Here is an 18,762-nt window from a genome sequence, read left to right as displayed (position 1 = left end):
TCTATAAATTTAAATTTTGCAAAGTTTACTATTATAATAAAAATTGTCATTGCATTTTCACTTTTAAACTTAAAATAAGCTTATTATAATAAAATACTCAATTAGGATTTAGGATGATAAATTGAGGTTTAAAGATTTAAATATACTTTTTGTAAATGATGATGATAACATCAATATTTTGCTAAAATCTCAAAAACATAGATTTAAAAATCTATATATTTCTTGTAGCGAAAATTTTTTAAATTTTTATATAAACTGTAATACCAGTTTAGATATGGTTGTTTTGGATTTAGATCCTTTTTATAACAAAAACAAAGATATTGATTTTAAACAAATTTTGTCTATTTGCTCTCATCAGCAGTTCATATTTTTAGCTAAAAATATGAAGACTTATAAAAGGATTTTAAGAGATTTTACAGGTAATAGATCTGTTGTTTTTTTTAAACCCATAAAACTAACAGCAATATTTGATAATATATTATTTTTAAATAAAAAAGATTCAAAACAGATTATAAATTTAAATCATAATGTATCCTTTGATGTTGTTGAAGAAAGATTATATAAAAATGACTCTCAAATTTTTTTAACAAATTTGGAACATAAACTAATACTTCTTTTGATTCAAAACATCAATAAATTGACAACCTTTGAAATCATTGACAATATTGTGTATGATGGAGAGTGTCCATCAAAAATAGCAATGCAAAATTTAGTAGGCCAATTAAGGAGAAAATTAGGATTGAAAATAAAAAGTATCCGATCATCTGGCTATATACTACATAGTTTTAATTAAAAATTATTATATTTAGGAAGAAATTATGATATCAAAAAAATATTATAGATATATTCATTCATTATTTATGGCATTATTTATGACAACATTTATGTCGGGAATTCTTAGTTATATAAATTTAGGCTTAGTTGATGGATTCTTAAAAATTTGGATATCTGGCCAAATAAAAGCATTTGTTGTTGCTTATCCTACAATACTTATTATTTCTCCTTTTGTTGCAAGAATGGCAAATAAAATTTGCAGTAAAGATTAATGCCACAAAAATTTGTGGCATTACTATGTTATATTATATCAGGGTTGCTAAAAGCTGTAAGCTTTGGAGCTTCTCCTTTAAATTTCTCAATATTTACAAGTGCTGTGTGGGATATATTTCCATTTGCTAGTTTTGATGTAGGGATATCAAGAGTTAGCACATTTGCACAACCATTTTTGCAAAGTCCGTTTTTATCAGGGTCATACCAAGCACCTTCGGCTAGTTTTACTACGCCTTGAGATACATTATTTGTTACAAGAGCACCGGCTAAAATTTGTCCCCTTTGATTAAATACCCTAACCAAATCCCCAGTCTTTATTCCAAGTTTTGATGCATCCTTTTCATTTATCCATATAGGCTCTCTATCTGTTATTGAGTATTTGTCTCTTAAAGATGTGTGACTAAGCTGAGAGTGAAGTCTATCTGCTGGGTGTGGGCTTAGCATATGAAATTGTGCTGGTTTGTTTTTCATTCCAAGCCATTCTATTGGTTCAAACCAAGTTGGATGAGGTTTACAATCATCATAGTTCATATTTTCTATAGTTTCAGAATAAATTTCAATAAGCCCAGATGGTGTTCCAAGAGCATTTAATATCGGATCCTCTCTGAAGTCGCCAAATCTAACCCAAGATTCGCTTTCAGGAGTTGATGAAAATGTTACCGGTTTATTTTCATTCCAAAATTCTTCAAATGGTTTCATTTCTGTATATAAATCAGGTATTGATTTTACTTGTTTATATGCCCCATCGTAATATTGTTTGATCCAGTCAAATTCTGTTTTTCCATTATCTGTATATGCTATTGCTAATCTATCATCGTATGCTTTTGATAGGTCAGAAAAGATTTGATAATCATCTTTTGACTCTTCAAATTTTTCAACAACTTGTTTCATAGGAACTATATTCATATTTGAATAATCCCCAGTCATAGTTATATCGTTTCTTTCATAAGCTGTCGTTACAGGGAAAACTATGTCAGCCATTTTTGCTGTTGGTGTCCAATACGGTTCATTTACAACAATGGTTCTTGGTTTTTGCCAAGCTTTTCTTAGTTTATTTGTATTTTGATGATGAACAAAAGGATTACCACCAACCCAGTATATAAAGTCTATATCAGGGTAGGTTATTTTTTTGCCGTTATGATCTATTGTTTTTCCTGGATTTAGTAATGCATCGGCTATTCTTGCCACAGGAAACGCATATTTTGTCGCTTCTTGTAGCCAACTTTGTCCGGTGCCATTGTCTGTATTTGCTTTTGCTACAAATCTTCCATTTTTATCAAAAGCACCACTATTTGTTCCTATAAACTCGCCTTTTTTATTAAAATTTCCAACACTTGCACTATTTACACCACCTATAACACCACCTTTGGTAGTAGGTGCACCACCGTTTGAATAGTGATAACTAAGACCAAACCCGCCACCTTCTAGACCTATTTGCCCAAGCATGGAAGCTAGTGTAACAAGCATCCAATGTGGTTGTTCTCCGTGTTGTGCTCTTTGCATTCCCCAGCCACTCATAAGCATTGTTCTATTGTTAAAAAATGTTTCAGCTAGTTGTTTTATCTTTTCTTCGCTTATTCCGCTTATTTTACTTGCCCATTTTACATCTTTTGCTACACCATCTTCTTTGCCAGTTAAATAAGGTATAAATTTATCAAAACCAACTGTATAATCTTGTATAAAATCTTTATCGTATTTGTTGTTTGTATATAGATAGTGTGCTATACCCATCATTAAGGCTACATCTGTGTTTGGTCTTGGTGCTATCCATTCAGCTTTGTCAAAATACTGTGCTGTTTCTGATCTTATAGGGTCTATTATTATTACTTTTTTGTTGCTTTTTTTGAGTTGTTCTAGATATTTAAAGCCTTGTTCATCTGTTGAAGTCCATGCAATTCTTAGTGTTGATAAAGGATTTGCTCCCCAGATAACGACTACCTGTGAACTTTCTAACACCACAGGCCAACTTGTTTGTTGTTCATAAACTTCTATGCTTCCCACTACGTGCGGCATTATGATTTGCGATGCAGCAGTAGAATAATCCCCTAAAGACCCAACAAACCCACCGCTTAAATTCATAAACCTATGTAATAAAATTCTTGAATTGTGAACATTTCCACTTGATTTCCATCCGTAACTTCCTGCAAATACAGCTGTGTTGCCTTTTTGCTTTCTTGTTTTTTTAAGCTCGTTTGCAACAAGTTTAATCGCATCTTCATATTTAACTCTTACCCACTCATCTTTGCCCCTAAGTTCGGGTTTTGGGTTGTCTGGATTTTCAAGGTAACTTTTTCTTACCATAGGGTATTTGACACGAGTTTTATAAACCATATCTTGTGTGTAGTATTGAAGTGGATTATAAATTTCGCTTGTTTTTTGATATGGTTTTGAGCCAATTATTTTTCCCTCTTTAACATCAACTTCAAGCATTCCCCAGTGAGCACCAGTTAGAACTTTTCCATTTTTTATAAGACCAGTATTTAGCTCATCTGCCATTAAATTTAAAGCCGTTACATTTGAAATTAATGGCATACTAGCAACTAAACCACCTAATTTTAAAGCATCTCGTCTTTGCATGATTTTCTCCTTTATTTAGCGTTTTTATCTGATGCGTTTTTTTGAAGGTATTGTATAACAAGCCACTCATCTTTTTTATCAATAGCTGTTCTGCTTAGCATTGATTTTAATAAGCTAGGCCACTGATTTGCCTTATAGCTTGTTGGTTTATGAAGCGAGTGGCAGGTGCCACAATTGTTTTCGTAAATGTTTTTGGCCTTATTAAATATTGGCTCTAAATCACTGCTAAAACCGCCATCTTTTGCAAAAACTTCTGTTTTTACTAGATTCCATTTACCATTTTTTCCTTCTTCTATGACTTTTATGTCTATTTTTGCTGTTTTTGATAAAGCAAGTGTAAAAATACGCTCAGAGTCATTGAAGTATATTACATTTTTTACATCAGGGTTTTGATAGCCTTTAACCTCTAATTTTAGCATGTCTCCATTTTTTTCTAAAATTTTAACACCATTTGTTGGAAGTAGTCTGCCTATTGATTTTGTAGCCTTTGTATCAGCAAACACCGGTTTTACAACATCTGTATAAACTTCACTATTTGCATATAAAAAACATATTAATAGTGATGAAAGTAGTAGTTTTTTCATTTAGTTTCCTTAAAATAACTTCAAGTATTATATACGGAAAATAATTAAAAACTAATTTATTTATATATTTTAATAATTAAAAAGATTTTTTTATGTAATTTTAATATAATATAAAAAGCCAAGATTTCTTGACTTTTTATCTGTATATTGAAAGATTATTTGTAAGATGTTATGTTTAAGCCAAAACCGCTTATACCGACAAATTCTTTGTTTTTGCTAGAACTAAGTAGTTCTATATCTTTTACTCTAAAATATTTTAAAATTTGTGCTCCTATGCCATAGTCTTTTGTGTTTGCCTCATTTTTTTCACTATCTAAAAATACTAAAATTCCACCATTTTCTTTTAGGTATTTTATACTTTGCACAAACTCATCAAATTTCAAAGAGCTTAGAAGTTCATAGTCTTTTGCGATTTTTTGAAATTTAACACTTGTTTGTGGATTTATTTTTCCAAATGTAAATGCAACATGTGTTAGGTTTTTGTGATCTTTGATTTCATATTTTTTGCATTCAAAATCAAACAATGAAGAATCACTTGAGCTTTCTACAGTTATCAGGCTTTCACTATTTAAACGATATTCAACCAACTCAGAAACAGAAACCATGTTTAAATCATATTTGGCACAAAACTCTTCTAAATAATCCCTGCGAGCCATAGTCCCATCTTCTTTTACTATCTCGCATATTGCGGCCATTGGTGCAAGTCCTGCGAGTTTGCATATATCAACAGAGCCTTCTGTGTGTCCTGTTCTTTCAAGAACCCCTCCATTTTTTGCTATAAGTGGAAATATATGTCCAGGCCTTACAAAATCATCAGGTTTTGAAAGAGGATTTGCAGCAAGTCTCATAGTAAAATCTCTTTCATATGCGCTAACTCCTGTTGTTACCTCTTTTGCATCTATTGTTATTGTAAAAGCTGTTTCATGGCTAGATGTGTTTTTGGAAACCATAAGTGGTAGATCTAGCCTTTTTGCATTTTCTTGATCCATTGCAAGGCATAATACACCTTTTGCATGAGTGATTGCAAAATTTACCTTTTGCATATCGCTTAATGCTGCTGGAAAAACCAAATCCCCTTCATTTTCTCTATCTTCATCATCAACCATAACAATCATTTTACCATTTTGTAAATCCTGTATGGCTTGTCTTACTTTTTGAAATTTCATAATTTTCCTTAATATAAAAATTACTTAAATTATAGCCACAAGTGAATTAAAAAAGATTAAAGCCTTATGATTGTTGTTTGTTTATATAGTATCTATAATAAGCATGGCTATTTACTCTTTCTTCTTCTGGTGGAAGTTTGTTGTAATCTCCATAAGTTATTTTTAATACAGGATCAAAGTGCTTAATTATCATATATTTACGATTCTCGAAATCACAATAAGTGTATTCTTCAAAATCTTCACTATCGTATATTTCTCTCATGTCTCCTGTGCAGACACCTATAAATTTTGTTTTTTTACTATTGTATTTTGTTTCTTCTTCGTATAGTTTTTGTATTATATTACATCGTTTGATGATAAATTTATGGTATAAAAATCTTGGAAAATTTGTTACAGCTTTTAGGTACGTTGTATGTTTTTTGCCTGTTTTATTATAGTTTAAAAAACTACTTAATAATAGTTGTCTTTTGTAATTTTTTATTTTAGATAATTGCATTTTTGGATTTTCTTCATCTCTATAATCTAAAGGAAAAATATCTATAAAAACACCAAAATTTTTAATTATTGGTATGGTTTTATCTATTTGCTCACCTTTGTATTTTTTTGAACAAAGCTTTGCAAAATAAAGATAGTAATCATCATCTTTGTTATAATCTATTATAAAATAATCTTCTGATTTTTCTAATAGTTTTAATAGTTTTTCATAATTTTCTCTTGTTAGAAAAATATCAAAATCATCGTCCCATGGTATAAAACCTTTATGTCTTACAGCACCTATTAATGTTCCGTAAGCAAGTGAATATTTGATATCATTTTTTATACATATGTCATGTATATAATCCATCATTTCAAGCATAACTTTTTTAGCTTGTTCAACAGTTATATATTGCATTTTAGTCCTTTAATTTTTTGTTTTATTTCTTCCAAGTCTGTTTTATCGTCTATTTCACCTACAAATTTATTTTCAACATATTCGTTTTGCACATTTATTTTGTTTAAATTTTTAATTATTAAATCATCGTAATATAATTTTGAATTTTCAAAAAAATCTATAGTTAGATTGCAAATTTGTTCTTTTATAATAGCTCCATCTTTTTTGTTAAAAAAACTTATACCAAGCAAAGATGGCGCTACTTCATTTGAAATTTCTATCCCGATTATTCTGTTATTGTGTGTTTTAACAACCCATTCTTTTTTATCGCTTTTTTTTCTAGTAGTTGTATAATATCTAGAATAATTTTGCTTTGTAAAGATGTTTTTTAGTAATACAACATCTGCATCTATTAAAAAACTATCACCAAAATACTCTAATGCAACTTTTAAAGAATATGCGTTATTGTAGTTTTTGTATAATTCATTATGTAGTAATTTAACATTATATTTTTCTTCTAAAAAATTAAAATTTTCCGCTAAGTAACCAGTTACAATATATATATCAAAAACTCCAGACTCATTTAAAAATTTAATAGTTCTTTCTATGTTTGGAATTCCATCTATTTCAAAAAGAGCTTTATGTTTATTCTTGGTAAGTTCTTTTAATCTAGAACCCAAGCCTGCTGCTAAAATAATTGCGTTCATTTTTTTATCCTTATATATTTGTCATTATAGAGCCAATAATAATTAAAATAGAAGCTATTGTTATTTCGAATGTTATATTGTCACCAAACAAATAACTAATAACTATGGCCCAAAATGGGTAAGATATATTTAATCCCATTGCTTTTATAGTGCCGAGCCTATCAATGCTTTTATAGTATAAAAAATAGGACATTGTTCCAAAAAATGAAGCCAAAATAATAAAATTTAAATAATTATAATTTTGAATGTTAGTTATATTATTTTTTGTAAAATATATAGAAAAAATAATACAAAGCATAAACAATATAGAGCTTGTGAGTTGTCTTATGAAGACTATGTTTATTGGTTGGATATCTTCTTTGAGTGCTAAATTAATTATAACACACTCCATTCCCCAACCAAAAGCACACAACAAACCAAACAAAACACCATAGCTATTAAATTCTATATCATTATATAATACAATAGATGTATACATTGTAGATAAAATTGAAATTATAAAGCCAATACTAGCTATTTTAGACAATTTTTCTTTTAGTATTGTTTTTGAAAAAATAACACCAATCAAAGGATATAATGCACTTAAAATAGATGCGCTAATGCCTATATATTTGATCGACATTATAAAAGAACCCATTCCTACAAAACTACCAAAAAATGATGCAATTACTACAATTTTTAATTTATTTATGTTTATGGATTTTAATTGATACAAGTATTGTTTGTTAATCAGTATAAAAATAAAAACTATAACAAAACTAAAAAAATCGTGAATAAAAGCTAGTATTAATGAGTTTAACGATGTAAGACTTAGTGTATATGTATCCGCACCCCAGAAAATACCACTGAGTATACCAAAAAAATACTTTAGCATTTTCTTAGTAAAGCATTTTCTAATCTTTTAGAAGCATATTGTATATACTCTTTTCTCTTGTGTGGTGTTATGTTTTTATTGCTTAGCTTTACCAAGGTCCAAGTGCACCACAATATATCTTGTATACTTTTAAAAATTTTAATTTTTTCATATTCATTATCTGTTATTTTGTAGGCATCTAAAAATATGTTTTCTTGCTTTTTTGATAAGTTGCCTTCTAAAAATAAAGATGCTATATCCCAACATATATCATTTAATCCCGAATACTCCCAGTCAATAATATAAATTCTTTTATCTTTTTCACAATATAAAATATTTTCAGGAACTAAATCCCCGTGGGTTGGAACCAATTTATAGTTTTTGTTGTTCTTGTTTATAAAATTAATTTTTTCAACCAAGTTATCAAATAAATCAAATAGTTTTTTTAAATTATTAAAAATATTAAATGAATTACTATCTATAAGTGCTAAATATTTTTTTAATTCATATGATGGGTCAAATAAATTTTTAAATTTCATATCTGAATCATGAATTTCTTTTAATTTTACAGCTATTAATGTTAAATAATTACATACAGTTTCTTGCTTGAGTGTTTGAGAATTATCTAAAAATCTAGTTATTTTCACTCCGCTTTCTTCGCAAAAAAATAGAGTTTCAACATTAAATCCATATTTAGATGATTCTGTTTGATTTATTTTCTCAAATTCTCTATTTATCATATTATTTGAGCTATTACCAGGCAGTCTGACGACAAATTTATTTTGCCCAGATTGAGCTAGAAAATTAAAATTTGTCATACCTCCTAGGGCATTAATGTAATCAAGTTTTATGTTTAGTTTAGAGTTAAAAATAAGGTTTATTTTATCTTCGCTACTCAAGTATTGCCTTTTTTGAATAACCCTCTTTTAATAAGAGGGTATTATGAAGTTATTTTTTAGGGGTTGTAAGCATGTTTACATATCTGCCTTCAATGATTGGCTCTTTATCTCTGTCGGCATATTCTTTTACAGTTTCCCATACTTTTTCAAGTATTGCAACACCAGCCTCAGGCGAACTCATCTCTCTACCTTTTAAAAATACACGGAATTTAACATGTTTGCCTTCTGATAAGAATTCAAGTGCATGTTTAACTTTATAGTTTATATCATTTTGTGCTATTTTTACAGAAAGTTTTATCTCTTTTACTTCAATAACTTTTTGTTTTTTCTTAGCCTCTTTTTGTTTCTTTTCTTGTTGATAACGGAACTTTCCGTAGTCCATTACTTTACAAACTGGTGGTTTGCCATCAGGGGCTATTAAAACCAAATCCATTCCAGCATCTTGGGCTATTTTTAAAGCCTCTGCTCTTGATATAACACCATAAGCTGTACCATCATCGCCAATACATCTAACCTCGTTTGCTCTTATGTCTTCGTTGAGCAATACTTCATTTTCTCTACTCAAAAATGTACCTCACTAAGTTTCTCCTTTGTTAAATTTATAAAATCCACTAAGCTCATATCGCTTTGTGTTCTTGCTTGCCTATCTCTTAGAGCAATTGTTTTGTTGGCAACTTCACTATCACCAATTACCACTATCATAGGCACCTTTTGTTTTTCAGCCGTTCTTATTCTTTTGTTTAGACTTTCATTTTTGCTAGCAACTTCGCTATCAATATTTATCTTTCTTAATTCACTAGCGATTTGTTTTGCATAGTCTAAATGAGCATCAGATATAGGAACAATAACTACTTGTGTGGGTGCTATAAAAAATGGCAATTCGCCTGCTGTATGCTCAAGTAAAATTCCTATAAATCTCTCAAAACTACCAAGCAATGCACGGTGAAGCATTACAGGTCTTTGTCTTTCATTATTGCTATCAATGTATCCTAGATCAAAACGTTCAGGCAAGTTAAAGTCTACTTGTATTGTTCCGCATTGCCATTTACGTTTTAAGGCATCTGTGATTTTTATATCTATCTTTGGTCCATAAAAAGCACCGCCACCTTCATCTATTCCGTATTTAAATCCATTTTCGTCAAGTGCTTCTTTTAAAGCTTTTGTAGCAACTTCCCAAATTTCATCATTACCTATCGCCTTGGCTGGTCTTGTTGAGATCTCCATCTCATATTCAAAGCCAAAACTTTTCATTATATCACCAGCAAATTTTAAAATTTCAAGTATGTTTTCTTTTATTTGGCTAGGCATACAAAATATATGAGAGTCATCTTGTGCAAATTCTCTTACTCTAAACAAGCCGTGTAAAACCCCGCTTTTTTCGTGTCTATGAACTACACCATATTCAAAAAATTTAAGCGGTAAATCTCTATAAGATCTTATATCTGTTTGATAAACTTTGATATGTCCTACGCAGTTCATTGGTTTTATACCATATTCAGTATCATCTATAGTCGTAAAATACATATTTTCTTTATAGTTTGCATAGTGTCCGCTTTTTTTCCAAACATCAGCTTTTAAAAGCTCTGGTCCACGAACAGGCTCATATCCACGGTCTCTATGTGCTTTATATAAAAGTTGTTCTAATTTAGAACGTAATCTTCCACCATTTGGTAGCCACATAGCAAGTCCGCCACCGATCTCTTCATCAAATGCAAATAGTTTCATATCCACACCAAGTCTTCTGTGATCGCGTTTTTTTGCTTCTTCTATTATGCGGATATGCTCTTTTAGGCTCTCTTTGTCTGCATATGCGGTTCCGTAAATTCTATTTAACATCTCTCTGTTTTCATCACCGCCAAGATATGCGCCAGCTACACGAGTTAGTTTAAAAAATCTTAAAAATTTTGTATTTGGAACGTGTGGTCCTCTACAAAGATCTTCAAATTCGCCTTGAGAGTAGCTACTTACTTCACCATCTGGAATTCTTTTCAATACTTCTTGCTTTAAATCATCGTTTTTAAATTTTTCAGTCATTGCTGATTTTGTTGAGCTAGTTTTTACTATATCATTTCTTTTATCAGCTAACTCTTTCATCTTTTTTTCTATGGCATCAAGATCACTTTCACCAAGTTTCGTTCCATTTTCATCTACTCTAAAATCATAATAAAATCCATCTTCAACATTTGGACCTACGAAAAACTTAGCTTCTGGGTATATTGACTTGATGGCTTCTGCCATTAAGTGTGCACAGGAGTGTCTTATCACATGTAGTGCATCTTTTGAGTTGTCAAAATATATAGGCTCAGCCAGATTTTCTCTTCCAGCTATACTTTGAGTGTCTATTATCTCACCATTTAGTTTATATGCGATTATTTCGCTCATCTTGTAAATTTCCTTTTTTTATATCAAATTGTCTTTTTTACATTAAAAGAACTAAGCACGATTTTATCTAAATGGTTTTTAAACAATACTTAATAATTTATTTTGTAGTTATTTGAGAGTTTATGTGTTGCGGTTTTTTACAATGTTTTAAATTAAAAATATATTTTTATATATTTTATAAATATAATTTATTATATTTTAAGAAAATTAGACATATAATTACGCTGATTTTAAAAAATAATCGTCTTTGATTATTTTCTCCAGTAAAGACTATTTGGATGTGGTAGCCTCACATCCAAATTTTTGATATTATAGGTAACCTTGATCTATCATAGCATCAGCAACTTTTCTAAAACCAGCGATATTAGAACCTAATACTATATTTCCTTCTTGTCCAAATTCTTTACTTGTTTCATAAGCAAGTTCAAAAATATGTTTCATTATGCCTTGTAAATTTGAATCAACTTCATCAAAACTCCAAGAAGTCATACCAGCATTTTGCATCATTTCAAGTCCACTTGTTGCAACACCACCAGCATTTGCAGCTTTAGCAGGAGCAAAGTAGAAATCTTTTTGTGCTAGCATAAAGTCTATAGCTTCAAGTGTGCTTGGCATATTTGCCCCTTCGCAAACAAAACGACAACCATTAGCATATAATGTTTTGATATCTTCTAAATTTAGCTCATTTTGTGTAGCACTTGGGAATGCACCATCGCAAGGAACGCTCCAAACACCATTTGATCCAGCTTTGTATTCTGTGCTAGGTGTGTATTTTGCATTTGGTTTAGATTTTACGTATTCGCTAAGTCTAGCTCTTTTTACCTCTTTAAGTTCTTTAAGAAGTGCTACATCAATACCATCAGGATCATACACAAAGCCGTTTGAATCAGATACTGTGATAGCTGTTGCTCCAAGTTCTTTTAGTTTTTCAACAGTATAGATAGCAACGTTACCAGAACCACTTACGGCACATTTTTTACCTTCTAGTCCAAGACCAGCTTTTTTAAGCATATTATCTATAAAGTATACAGCACCATATCCAGTCGCTTCTGTTCTTGCTAAACTTCCGCCCCAGTTTAGACCTTTACCTGTTAAAATTCCATCATAAAGACCAGTTAGTTTTTTGTATTGTCCAAAAAGATAGCCTATTTCACGACCACCAACACCGATATCTCCAGCCGGAACATCTGTTGTGTTACCTATATGGCGATATAATTCACTCATAAAGCTTTGGCAAAATCTCATAATTTCATTATCGCTCTTTCCTTTTGGGTCAAAATCACTTCCGCCTTTTCCGCCACCCATACTTACACCTGTTAGAGAGTTTTTAAAGATTTGCTCAAATCCTAAAAATTTCAAGACACCTAAATTTACGCTTGGATGAAATCTAAGACCACCTTTGTATGGCCCAATTGCTGAATTAAACTGAACTCTGTAGCCATTATTTACTTTCGGTTTTCCATTGTCATCTACATAGGTAACTCTAAAGCTTACAACACGCTCAGGGATTGTTATTCTTTCTAATATAGCGTGATTTTCATATTTTTTATTGCTATTTAGTAGTGGTTCAAGGCTGTAAAGCACCTCTGTAGCTGCTTGTATAAAGACCTCTTGCCCAACACATGATTTTTTTAAATCTTCTAAGATTTTATTTATGTAAGTGTTCATGCTCTGTATCTCCTTGTTTTTTTTGAAATCTATATTTTAAATATTAGCATGCCTATAATTTTTTTAGTTTGATTTTAAATTAATAATTTTATCTTAGTCGTTTGATGTTACTATTTGAAACTTTTAAAATTTTAGATGGGTTATTGTTTTGAAATTTTTCATCAATAATTACATCAGCTACGCTTCTTGCCCATACTTCATCAAAAGGTTTTTCATGCAAATTTGCAGAACTAGAAAACATCCATCCGTGCAAATCCAAAAAATTAGAGTGTCTGTTGTCTTTTATAACTCTTATCGCTTTTAAGCTTGGATATAAAAAAGTTGTTTTTTTTGATTTTCTAATTCTATTTTTAAATTTATTTGGCACTCTTGTAAGTTCTGACAAAATTTTAAATTTAGATGTTGTTATAACACAAAGTTTGTCTAATTGTCTATTTTTTATTTTATTTATTTCATTTGCATTTTTACTTAAAAAACCAGCTGTTGTATCTGTTTGTGCTAAAAAAATCATATTAAAATCCTAGTGTGATTATATTTTATCTGTGTTTATTTTAATTATATTTTGGTAAAATCTTGCAAAATTTATAATAAATTTAAGGTAAAAACATGGAAAGAAAAAAGATTTATAACCCAAAATCAAACGAAACACTAACTGATAGAAGGGTGTTTAACGGAAATCCTCACGGAATATTAAATTTCACAAAAGCAAAATATCAATGGGCTTTAAAGCTTTGGGATTTAATGGAAGCAAATACTTGGTTTCCAAAAGAGGTTGATGTTAGTGCTGATGTTAGAGATTATAATTACAATTTAACACAAGCTGAAAGAAGAATGTATGATCTAGTATGGAGTCAGCTTATATCAATGGATAGTTTTCAAACAAATAACTTAGCAGATAATATAAATCCATATATAACAGCACCTGAGATAAATGCCTGTTTGGCTCGTCAAGCCTATGAAGAGGCAAATCATAGCAAGTCTTATGCGGTTATGGTTGAAGCCATATCTGACAATACAGACCTTATTTATGAGATGGAAAAACATGATGATGTTTTAAGAGAGAAAAATGACTATATTTCTGGTTTGTATGAGGAATTAGCAGGAGAGGTTACTGATGAGAAGCTTTTGCTTGCTATGGTAGCAAATCAAATCCTAGAAGGAATATATTTTTATAGCGGATTTACCGCGATATATGCACTAGCTCGTGCTGGAAAAATGCTTGGTTCGGCCCAGATGATAAGGTTTATCCAAAGGGATGAGATAACACACTTACTTTTATTTCAAAATATGATAAACTCTGTAAGAAATGAAAGACCTGAGCTTTTTACAGCTGAGATTGAAGAAACAATCTATGATATGTTTAAAAAAGCTGGCGATTTAGAGATAAAATGGGGTAAATATATAACTCAAAATCAGATTATGGGCTTTACTGATGATATCATACAAGAGTATATTCATTATCTTGTAGATCAGCGTTTAGTAGCTATTGGATTAAAAAGAATTTATAATGCAAAACATCCTATAAAATGGGTTGATGATTTTTCTAAATTTAATGATCAAAAGTCTAATTTCTTTGAGAGTAAGGTTACAAACTATTCTAAGGGAAGTTTGAGTTTTGATGATTTCTGATTTGGTCTATATTTTTACTTATGGTTCGCTTTTAAACAAAGAAAGTTTAAAAAACTATCGACAAAGAGCGAATCTATAATTTTTAATGTTTTAAAATATAATTTATGAGTATAAAAAATAAAATTAGAATATTTTACATTATGATTTAACTGATATATTGATAGAATTAGAGAGGAATTGCTTTTATGGATGAAGCGAAGTGGTTAAAAGTATTTTTTATATTTACCATAATAATTTGTTTCATAATTAGTTTTGCAAATTATATCGTAGATCCTTTTCAGCAATTTAGGATATCTAACTTTTATGATATAAAATTAAAGAACAGCAATATTTAAATGCTGGGTTAGCAAAAAATTAATACTTTGATGCTCGAGTATATAAAAGAACATAAATACTTAGTGACTAATGAAAATTATAAGAGTTTAATCGAGGATTTAAAAAATCAAGTGTATGAATATAAATTACCTGATTTTATAACTCAAGAGAATTTTAAAAAGGAATAAGTTTGGATTCATTACAGCAACTAAAATGTAAAAAATTAGCCGATGAGATAGCCGATGAGATAGCATTAACTCCGCTTTTATATAATGCGATAAAAGAGACTGAAAGAGAGATTTTTGTCCCTATAAATGCTCATGCCTATAGCCTTGATGCTCAGCCAATAGATGCAAATCAGTGGATTAGTTCTCCTTTGACTGTTGCAAAAATGACAATGGCTTTAGAATGCGAAAATGTTGATAATATCCTTGAAGTAGGGTGCGGGAGCGGCTATCAGTCAGCTATATTGTCAAAATTAGGACATAGAATTTTTAGTATAGAGCGGATACAAAAACTAGCTAATGAAGCAAAAAAAAGATTTGAAATCTTAAATATAAAAAATGTTCATGTTCGTTTTGATGATGGTAATAATGGCTGGAGGGCATATGCTCCTTATGATAGAATTTTACTTTCAGCGGCCACAGCTAGTGTACCTGAAAGGCTTTTTGAGCAGCTAAAAGTTGGTGGTATTTTAGTTGCGCCAATTGAAAAAAACAGCAAACAATACATTACTAAATTTATAAAGCATGGTGAAAAAGATATAGAAGTTTTACAATCTGATGAGTGTTTGTTTGTGCCGTTATTAAATAATGTTCAAAGTTTGTAGAAAATTTGTAATTTAACTATAAAAAGTATTATTAATGTGAAATTAATATAATATTAATTTCACATTGGATAGAATCCTGTTTTTTTAAAATAATATAATAATAACAAAAATAAGGTCTATAATGAATGTGTTAGTTAAAAATAAAAAATATTATCTTTTGTCTATCGCTTCAGTAGTTTTTTTGCCTGCGGTGGCAGCGGCGGAACAAACTACTACCCCTTTAGCTATATATGGTGATTATAGCAATAAATCCAATGTTGTATCATATACTACGACACCAGTTTCAGAAAAGTATATAGCGTCAACAGAATATGTAGCTCCACTAACTATAAAGTCAGTTGATTATTTAAAAGCTGTAGAAAAATCATATCAATCTTGGATTGCTAATCTAATTCAACAAAAACTATTAGAACAACGTGTTTATAAAAATTTAGAATATAATAGTCTTAGGTTTGGGAATATAAATATTGAAAAACTAGAAAAATATGCAAAAAATGGATATATAAACGATGAACACTTGTCTCATGGTATTGTAATTATTGATGATGTTGCCTATAAGAGTAAAAGTTTTGGAGATAGGCTCTTTGTTGTTAATGGAGAACAATCTAGCTATCACTCTCATGGAACAATGGTTGCTTCTGTATTAAATAGATATGCAAAACAAGGAATAAAATTTTATTCTTATAATGCAGATGCCGGAGGCGGAGGATTGTATCCTTACCCTGGATATTTTGTTCATGCTCATGATAATGGACTGAGAATATTTAGTAACTCTTATGGCAGTGATCCAACTTTAGATAAAGCGCTTATAAAACAACATATAAATCACCATGTTGCAAAATATGCTAGAGAAGATAGTGTGTTTGTGTGGGCTGCAGGCAATGAGCATAAAGACTATGCTACGCGACAATCTTTATATCCTATTGTAGATGATGATGCTAGAAATGGATGGATTGCTGTAGCAGACGTTGATTTAAGAGGCACAAGACCAGGGGATCAGCGTATGACATACGGTGGCAATAGTGCTTCAAACTATATAGGAGAAGAAGCTAAAACCTGGGGTATATCAACTCAAGGAACTTATGGTCTTTATATAGAAGATAAAGATAGCAAAAATGTAAGAATTCAAGTTGCCGGTACATCTGGGGCAACTCCTAGAGTAAGTGCAGCTGCCGCAAATGTATGGCAAAAGTTTCCTTGGATGGATAATCATCTAGTTGTAGTAAGCATACTTTCTAGTGCTGATAAATCTGGGAAAATTTGCACTAACATTAATCAAACTAAATATTGCGGAACAGTTACAGATGGCCCTAATGAAAAATTTGGATGGGGGTATTTAAATCAAGGTAGAGCTTTAAGTGGTCCTGCTAGATTTGATAAACTACTTTTAACAAATAAGGATGCGGTATCAACAACAGATAATGAGATGTATTATAAAGATGGTAAAGAAAGTCAATATAAAAATCAACGCGATTTACTTGTTGTAAATTTTGATTATAGAAATTACATAGATAAAAGTAAGTTAACTTGGGATAATGATATAGCTGGCGATGCCGGGATCTTAAAAAAGGGAACAGGATCTTTATACCTAAGTGGCAAAAACACATATGCTGGTAAAACTATAATAGAAGATGGTGTTTTAGGTATCGGCGACTCTTTAAATTCACAAGTTTATATTTTACAAAAAGGAACTTTGCTTGCAAAAAACAATTCAGATCGTAGTATAAATAAAAAAGTTATTTTAGGTACAACAAATCAAAATAACTATTCATTAGTCAATAAAGGTTCTTTAAATGTTTATGGAAATGGATTGACTATAAATGGAGATTATGAAGGAAAAGAAAACTCTAGAATAGTTATAGATATAGATAAGTCTAATTTAGAAGTTAAAGGGAAAATGAGTCTAGCTGATAATAGTAAACTTGTTGCAGATGTTGAAACATTCACAAGTGATATGTCGCGTGAAGTCAAAACAAGAAAAGTTGTTGAAGCCAATGAAATAAGTGCAAACCGAGATAAAATTATTAGTTTAAAATCAGACAATATTCCTTACTTAGATGTTTCTAATTTTGACATTCAAGATAAAAGTATTAGCGTAAGCTATAAAAGAAATAGCTCAATTAAAGTTTTGCAAAAAATTAACTATACTCCAGCAGCAGCTATGAATACGGCGCAAAATATAGAGGAGCTTTCTAAAACTTTAGAATCTTATGATAGATGGAGTGGTTTTAAAAATAAAGTGCAAATTATGTTTAAAATGAGTCCTTATGTTCTGCCTGCTGCTTTTGATTCTCTTTCTGCTGAAATTTATTCATCATCTCAAGATATTTTATTTAAACAAAATAGATTGTTAAATAAAAAAGTAAGCAACAGGATTATGGATTCTTTTGGCGATACAAGTGATAAAAATAACTTTTATGTTGATGGAATTTTTGGAGAAACATCTATAAACAAAAAAGGATTTGCTAGCGCAAAAGCAAATACAAAAGGTGCTATGTTTGGTGCTGATACTAAAAAAATAGATAATACTTTAATTGGTGCCGTCATTACTCAAAATAAATCAGAGGCTAAATTCTCAAAAAATGCAGGCGATATAGATATAGATTCTATGGGTATTTTTGCATATGGTATGTATGATTTTGACTATTTGTATTTATCTAGTGTGCTTGGTTTTGATAGTTCAAGAGTGAAAGTAAATAGAGATATCTTAGATGATAATTCTAAAGTAAAATATAATAGTAAAGATTATAGTTTATATACAGAACTTGGAAAGAATTTTAAAATAGATAAGTTTTATATAAATCCATATATCGGGTATTCTTTTAATAAACTTGTCCGTGGATCTTTTGCGGAGAAGGAAGCTCTTGGTATAAGTGCTGATTCTAAAAGCTATAACTCTTCTTCGTTGGTCGCAGGATTTAGAGCAAATGCAAAAATAGATAATTTAAATTTAAGTGCAAATATTGCTCATATACATGATGTAAATCCAAATGATTTTGGTTTTAACGCATTTTTTGTAGATGGACAAGGTGGTGCAGTAAGTTTAGCAAAAATAAAAGGAGCTAAACAACCAAGAAATATATCTTGGTTGGGATTTGGAATTTCTTATTCATTACTAGATGGCTTGATGTTGCAAACTAGTTATGATCTTTCTATTCAAGATAAGAAAAAAGATAGTAGTATTTTTACTGTAGGCGCAACTTATAAGTTCTAAAATTTTTAAGCGATTGGATAT

Annotated in this window: 16 protein-coding genes; 5 read left to right on the top strand and 11 right to left on the bottom strand. The window is 30.3% G+C overall.

The window, feature by feature from the left end:
* The first annotated feature begins 121 nt into the window (after positions 1–121).
* Together CPIN17260_RS08395 and CPIN17260_RS08390 are read left to right on the top strand one after the other, a co-directional pair.
* Complete coding sequence (locus CPIN17260_RS08395) at positions 122–793, top strand: helix-turn-helix domain-containing protein (RefSeq protein ID WP_069632765.1); 672 nt, start codon at positions 122–124, stop codon at positions 791–793.
* A 25-nt stretch (positions 794–818) separates the two neighbouring features.
* Entirely contained in the window at positions 819–1,046 is a 228-nt protein-coding gene (locus CPIN17260_RS08390) for a DUF2798 domain-containing protein (RefSeq protein WP_069632766.1), read from the top strand.
* Positions 1,047–1,074: 28 nt separating this feature from the next.
* On the opposite strand, the gene CPIN17260_RS08385 is transcribed toward CPIN17260_RS08390, so the two are convergent.
* The 11 genes from CPIN17260_RS08385 to CPIN17260_RS08335 form a co-directional block, all read right to left on the bottom strand.
* Entirely contained in the window at positions 1,075–3,627 is a 2,553-nt protein-coding gene (locus CPIN17260_RS08385) for a molybdopterin-dependent oxidoreductase (protein WP_226997050.1), read from the bottom strand.
* A gap of 8 nt (positions 3,628–3,635) precedes the next feature.
* Positions 3,636–4,208, bottom strand: coding sequence for a cytochrome C (locus CPIN17260_RS08380; RefSeq protein ID WP_078398145.1), 573 nt, complete (start codon positions 4,206–4,208; stop codon positions 3,636–3,638).
* Between the two features lie 155 nt (positions 4,209–4,363).
* Positions 4,364–5,374, bottom strand: a complete 1,011-nt coding sequence (locus CPIN17260_RS08375; RefSeq protein WP_078440880.1) for a bifunctional 3,4-dihydroxy-2-butanone 4-phosphate synthase/GTP cyclohydrolase II — start codon at positions 5,372–5,374, stop codon at positions 4,364–4,366.
* A 64-nt stretch (positions 5,375–5,438) separates the two neighbouring features.
* Positions 5,439–6,266 carry a LicD family protein gene (locus tag CPIN17260_RS08370; RefSeq protein WP_069632770.1) on the bottom strand — a complete coding sequence of 276 codons (828 nt, stop codon included), beginning with the start codon at positions 6,264–6,266 and terminating at the stop codon, positions 5,439–5,441.
* Positions 6,254–6,952, bottom strand: coding sequence for an NTP transferase domain-containing protein (locus CPIN17260_RS08365; protein WP_078440879.1), 699 nt, complete (start codon positions 6,950–6,952; stop codon positions 6,254–6,256). Before CPIN17260_RS08365 ends, CPIN17260_RS08370 begins: the two co-directional genes overlap by 13 nt.
* A 10-nt stretch (positions 6,953–6,962) precedes the next feature.
* Positions 6,963–7,826, bottom strand: a complete 864-nt coding sequence (locus CPIN17260_RS08360) for a DMT family transporter (RefSeq protein WP_069632772.1) — start codon at positions 7,824–7,826, stop codon at positions 6,963–6,965.
* Complete coding sequence (locus tag CPIN17260_RS08355; RefSeq protein ID WP_078388080.1) at positions 7,820–8,704, bottom strand: choline kinase family protein; 885 nt, start codon at positions 8,702–8,704, stop codon at positions 7,820–7,822. The genes CPIN17260_RS08360 and CPIN17260_RS08355 overlap by 7 nt, the downstream gene beginning before the upstream one ends.
* A gap of 49 nt (positions 8,705–8,753) precedes the next feature.
* Positions 8,754–9,269 (bottom strand): translation initiation factor IF-3, encoded by a 516-nt coding sequence (gene infC, locus CPIN17260_RS08350; RefSeq protein WP_069632774.1) that lies wholly within the window; start codon positions 9,267–9,269, stop codon positions 8,754–8,756.
* Positions 9,266–11,086 carry a threonine--tRNA ligase gene (thrS, locus tag CPIN17260_RS08345; protein ID WP_078440878.1) on the bottom strand — a complete coding sequence of 607 codons (1,821 nt, stop codon included), beginning with the start codon at positions 11,084–11,086 and terminating at the stop codon, positions 9,266–9,268. The genes infC and thrS overlap by 4 nt, the downstream gene beginning before the upstream one ends.
* Positions 11,087–11,395: 309 nt before the next feature.
* Positions 11,396–12,754: an NADP-specific glutamate dehydrogenase gene (gene gdhA, locus CPIN17260_RS08340; RefSeq protein ID WP_078440877.1), complete on the bottom strand. Its 1,359-nt coding sequence runs from the start codon at positions 12,752–12,754 to the stop codon at positions 11,396–11,398.
* A gap of 88 nt (positions 12,755–12,842) precedes the next feature.
* Positions 12,843–13,265, bottom strand: a complete 423-nt coding sequence (locus CPIN17260_RS08335; protein ID WP_069632777.1) for a Sua5 YciO YrdC YwlC family protein — start codon at positions 13,263–13,265, stop codon at positions 12,843–12,845.
* Positions 13,266–13,360: 95 nt separating this feature from the next.
* Here CPIN17260_RS08335 and CPIN17260_RS08330 point away from each other — a divergent pair, with 95 nt between their 5' ends.
* The 3 genes from CPIN17260_RS08330 to CPIN17260_RS08320 all read left to right on the top strand — a co-directional run bounded on the left by CPIN17260_RS08330 (position 13,361) and on the right by CPIN17260_RS08320 (position 18,741).
* Positions 13,361–14,383: a ribonucleotide-diphosphate reductase subunit beta gene (locus CPIN17260_RS08330; RefSeq protein WP_069632778.1), complete on the top strand. Its 1,023-nt coding sequence runs from the start codon at positions 13,361–13,363 to the stop codon at positions 14,381–14,383.
* A 505-nt stretch (positions 14,384–14,888) separates the two neighbouring features.
* Positions 14,889–15,527 carry a protein-L-isoaspartate(D-aspartate) O-methyltransferase gene (locus tag CPIN17260_RS08325; RefSeq protein ID WP_078440876.1) on the top strand — a complete coding sequence of 213 codons (639 nt, stop codon included), beginning with the start codon at positions 14,889–14,891 and terminating at the stop codon, positions 15,525–15,527.
* Positions 15,528–15,648: 121 nt separating this feature from the next.
* Positions 15,649–18,741 carry an autotransporter domain-containing protein gene (locus tag CPIN17260_RS08320; protein ID WP_078398141.1) on the top strand — a complete coding sequence of 1,031 codons (3,093 nt, stop codon included), beginning with the start codon at positions 15,649–15,651 and terminating at the stop codon, positions 18,739–18,741.
* Positions 18,742–18,762 lie beyond the last annotated feature (21 nt).

Source organism: Campylobacter pinnipediorum subsp. pinnipediorum (assembly GCF_002021925.1).
Classification (GTDB): domain Bacteria; phylum Campylobacterota; class Campylobacteria; order Campylobacterales; family Campylobacteraceae; genus Campylobacter_A; species Campylobacter_A pinnipediorum.
Note: the sequence above shows the minus strand (reverse complement) of the source record. Positions and strands in the feature narration are given on the sequence as shown.

Bases quoted from the DNA above. Each gene is read 5' to 3' on its own strand.
- CPIN17260_RS08375 (WP_078440880.1), bottom strand. From the start codon at position 5,374: ATGAAATTTCAAAAAGTAAGACAAGCCATACAGGATTTACAAAATGGT.
- CPIN17260_RS08335 (WP_069632777.1), bottom strand. From the start codon at position 13,265: ATGATTTTTTTAGCACAAACAGATACAACAGCTGGTTTTTTAAGTAAA.
- CPIN17260_RS08320 (WP_078398141.1), top strand. From the start codon at position 15,649: ATGAATGTGTTAGTTAAAAATAAAAAATATTATCTTTTGTCTATCGCT.
- CPIN17260_RS08365 (WP_078440879.1), bottom strand. From the start codon at position 6,952: ATGAACGCAATTATTTTAGCAGCAGGCTTGGGTTCTAGATTAAAAGAA.
- CPIN17260_RS08360 (WP_069632772.1), bottom strand. From the start codon at position 7,826: ATGCTAAAGTATTTTTTTGGTATACTCAGTGGTATTTTCTGGGGTGCG.
- CPIN17260_RS08390 (WP_069632766.1), top strand. From the start codon at position 819: ATGATATCAAAAAAATATTATAGATATATTCATTCATTATTTATGGCA.
- CPIN17260_RS08380 (WP_078398145.1), bottom strand. From the start codon at position 4,208: ATGAAAAAACTACTACTTTCATCACTATTAATATGTTTTTTATATGCA.
- thrS (WP_078440878.1), bottom strand. From the start codon at position 11,086: ATGAGCGAAATAATCGCATATAAACTAAATGGTGAGATAATAGACACT.
- CPIN17260_RS08370 (WP_069632770.1), bottom strand. From the start codon at position 6,266: ATGCAATATATAACTGTTGAACAAGCTAAAAAAGTTATGCTTGAAATG.
- CPIN17260_RS08330 (WP_069632778.1), top strand. From the start codon at position 13,361: ATGGAAAGAAAAAAGATTTATAACCCAAAATCAAACGAAACACTAACT.
- gdhA (WP_078440877.1), bottom strand. From the start codon at position 12,754: ATGAACACTTACATAAATAAAATCTTAGAAGATTTAAAAAAATCATGT.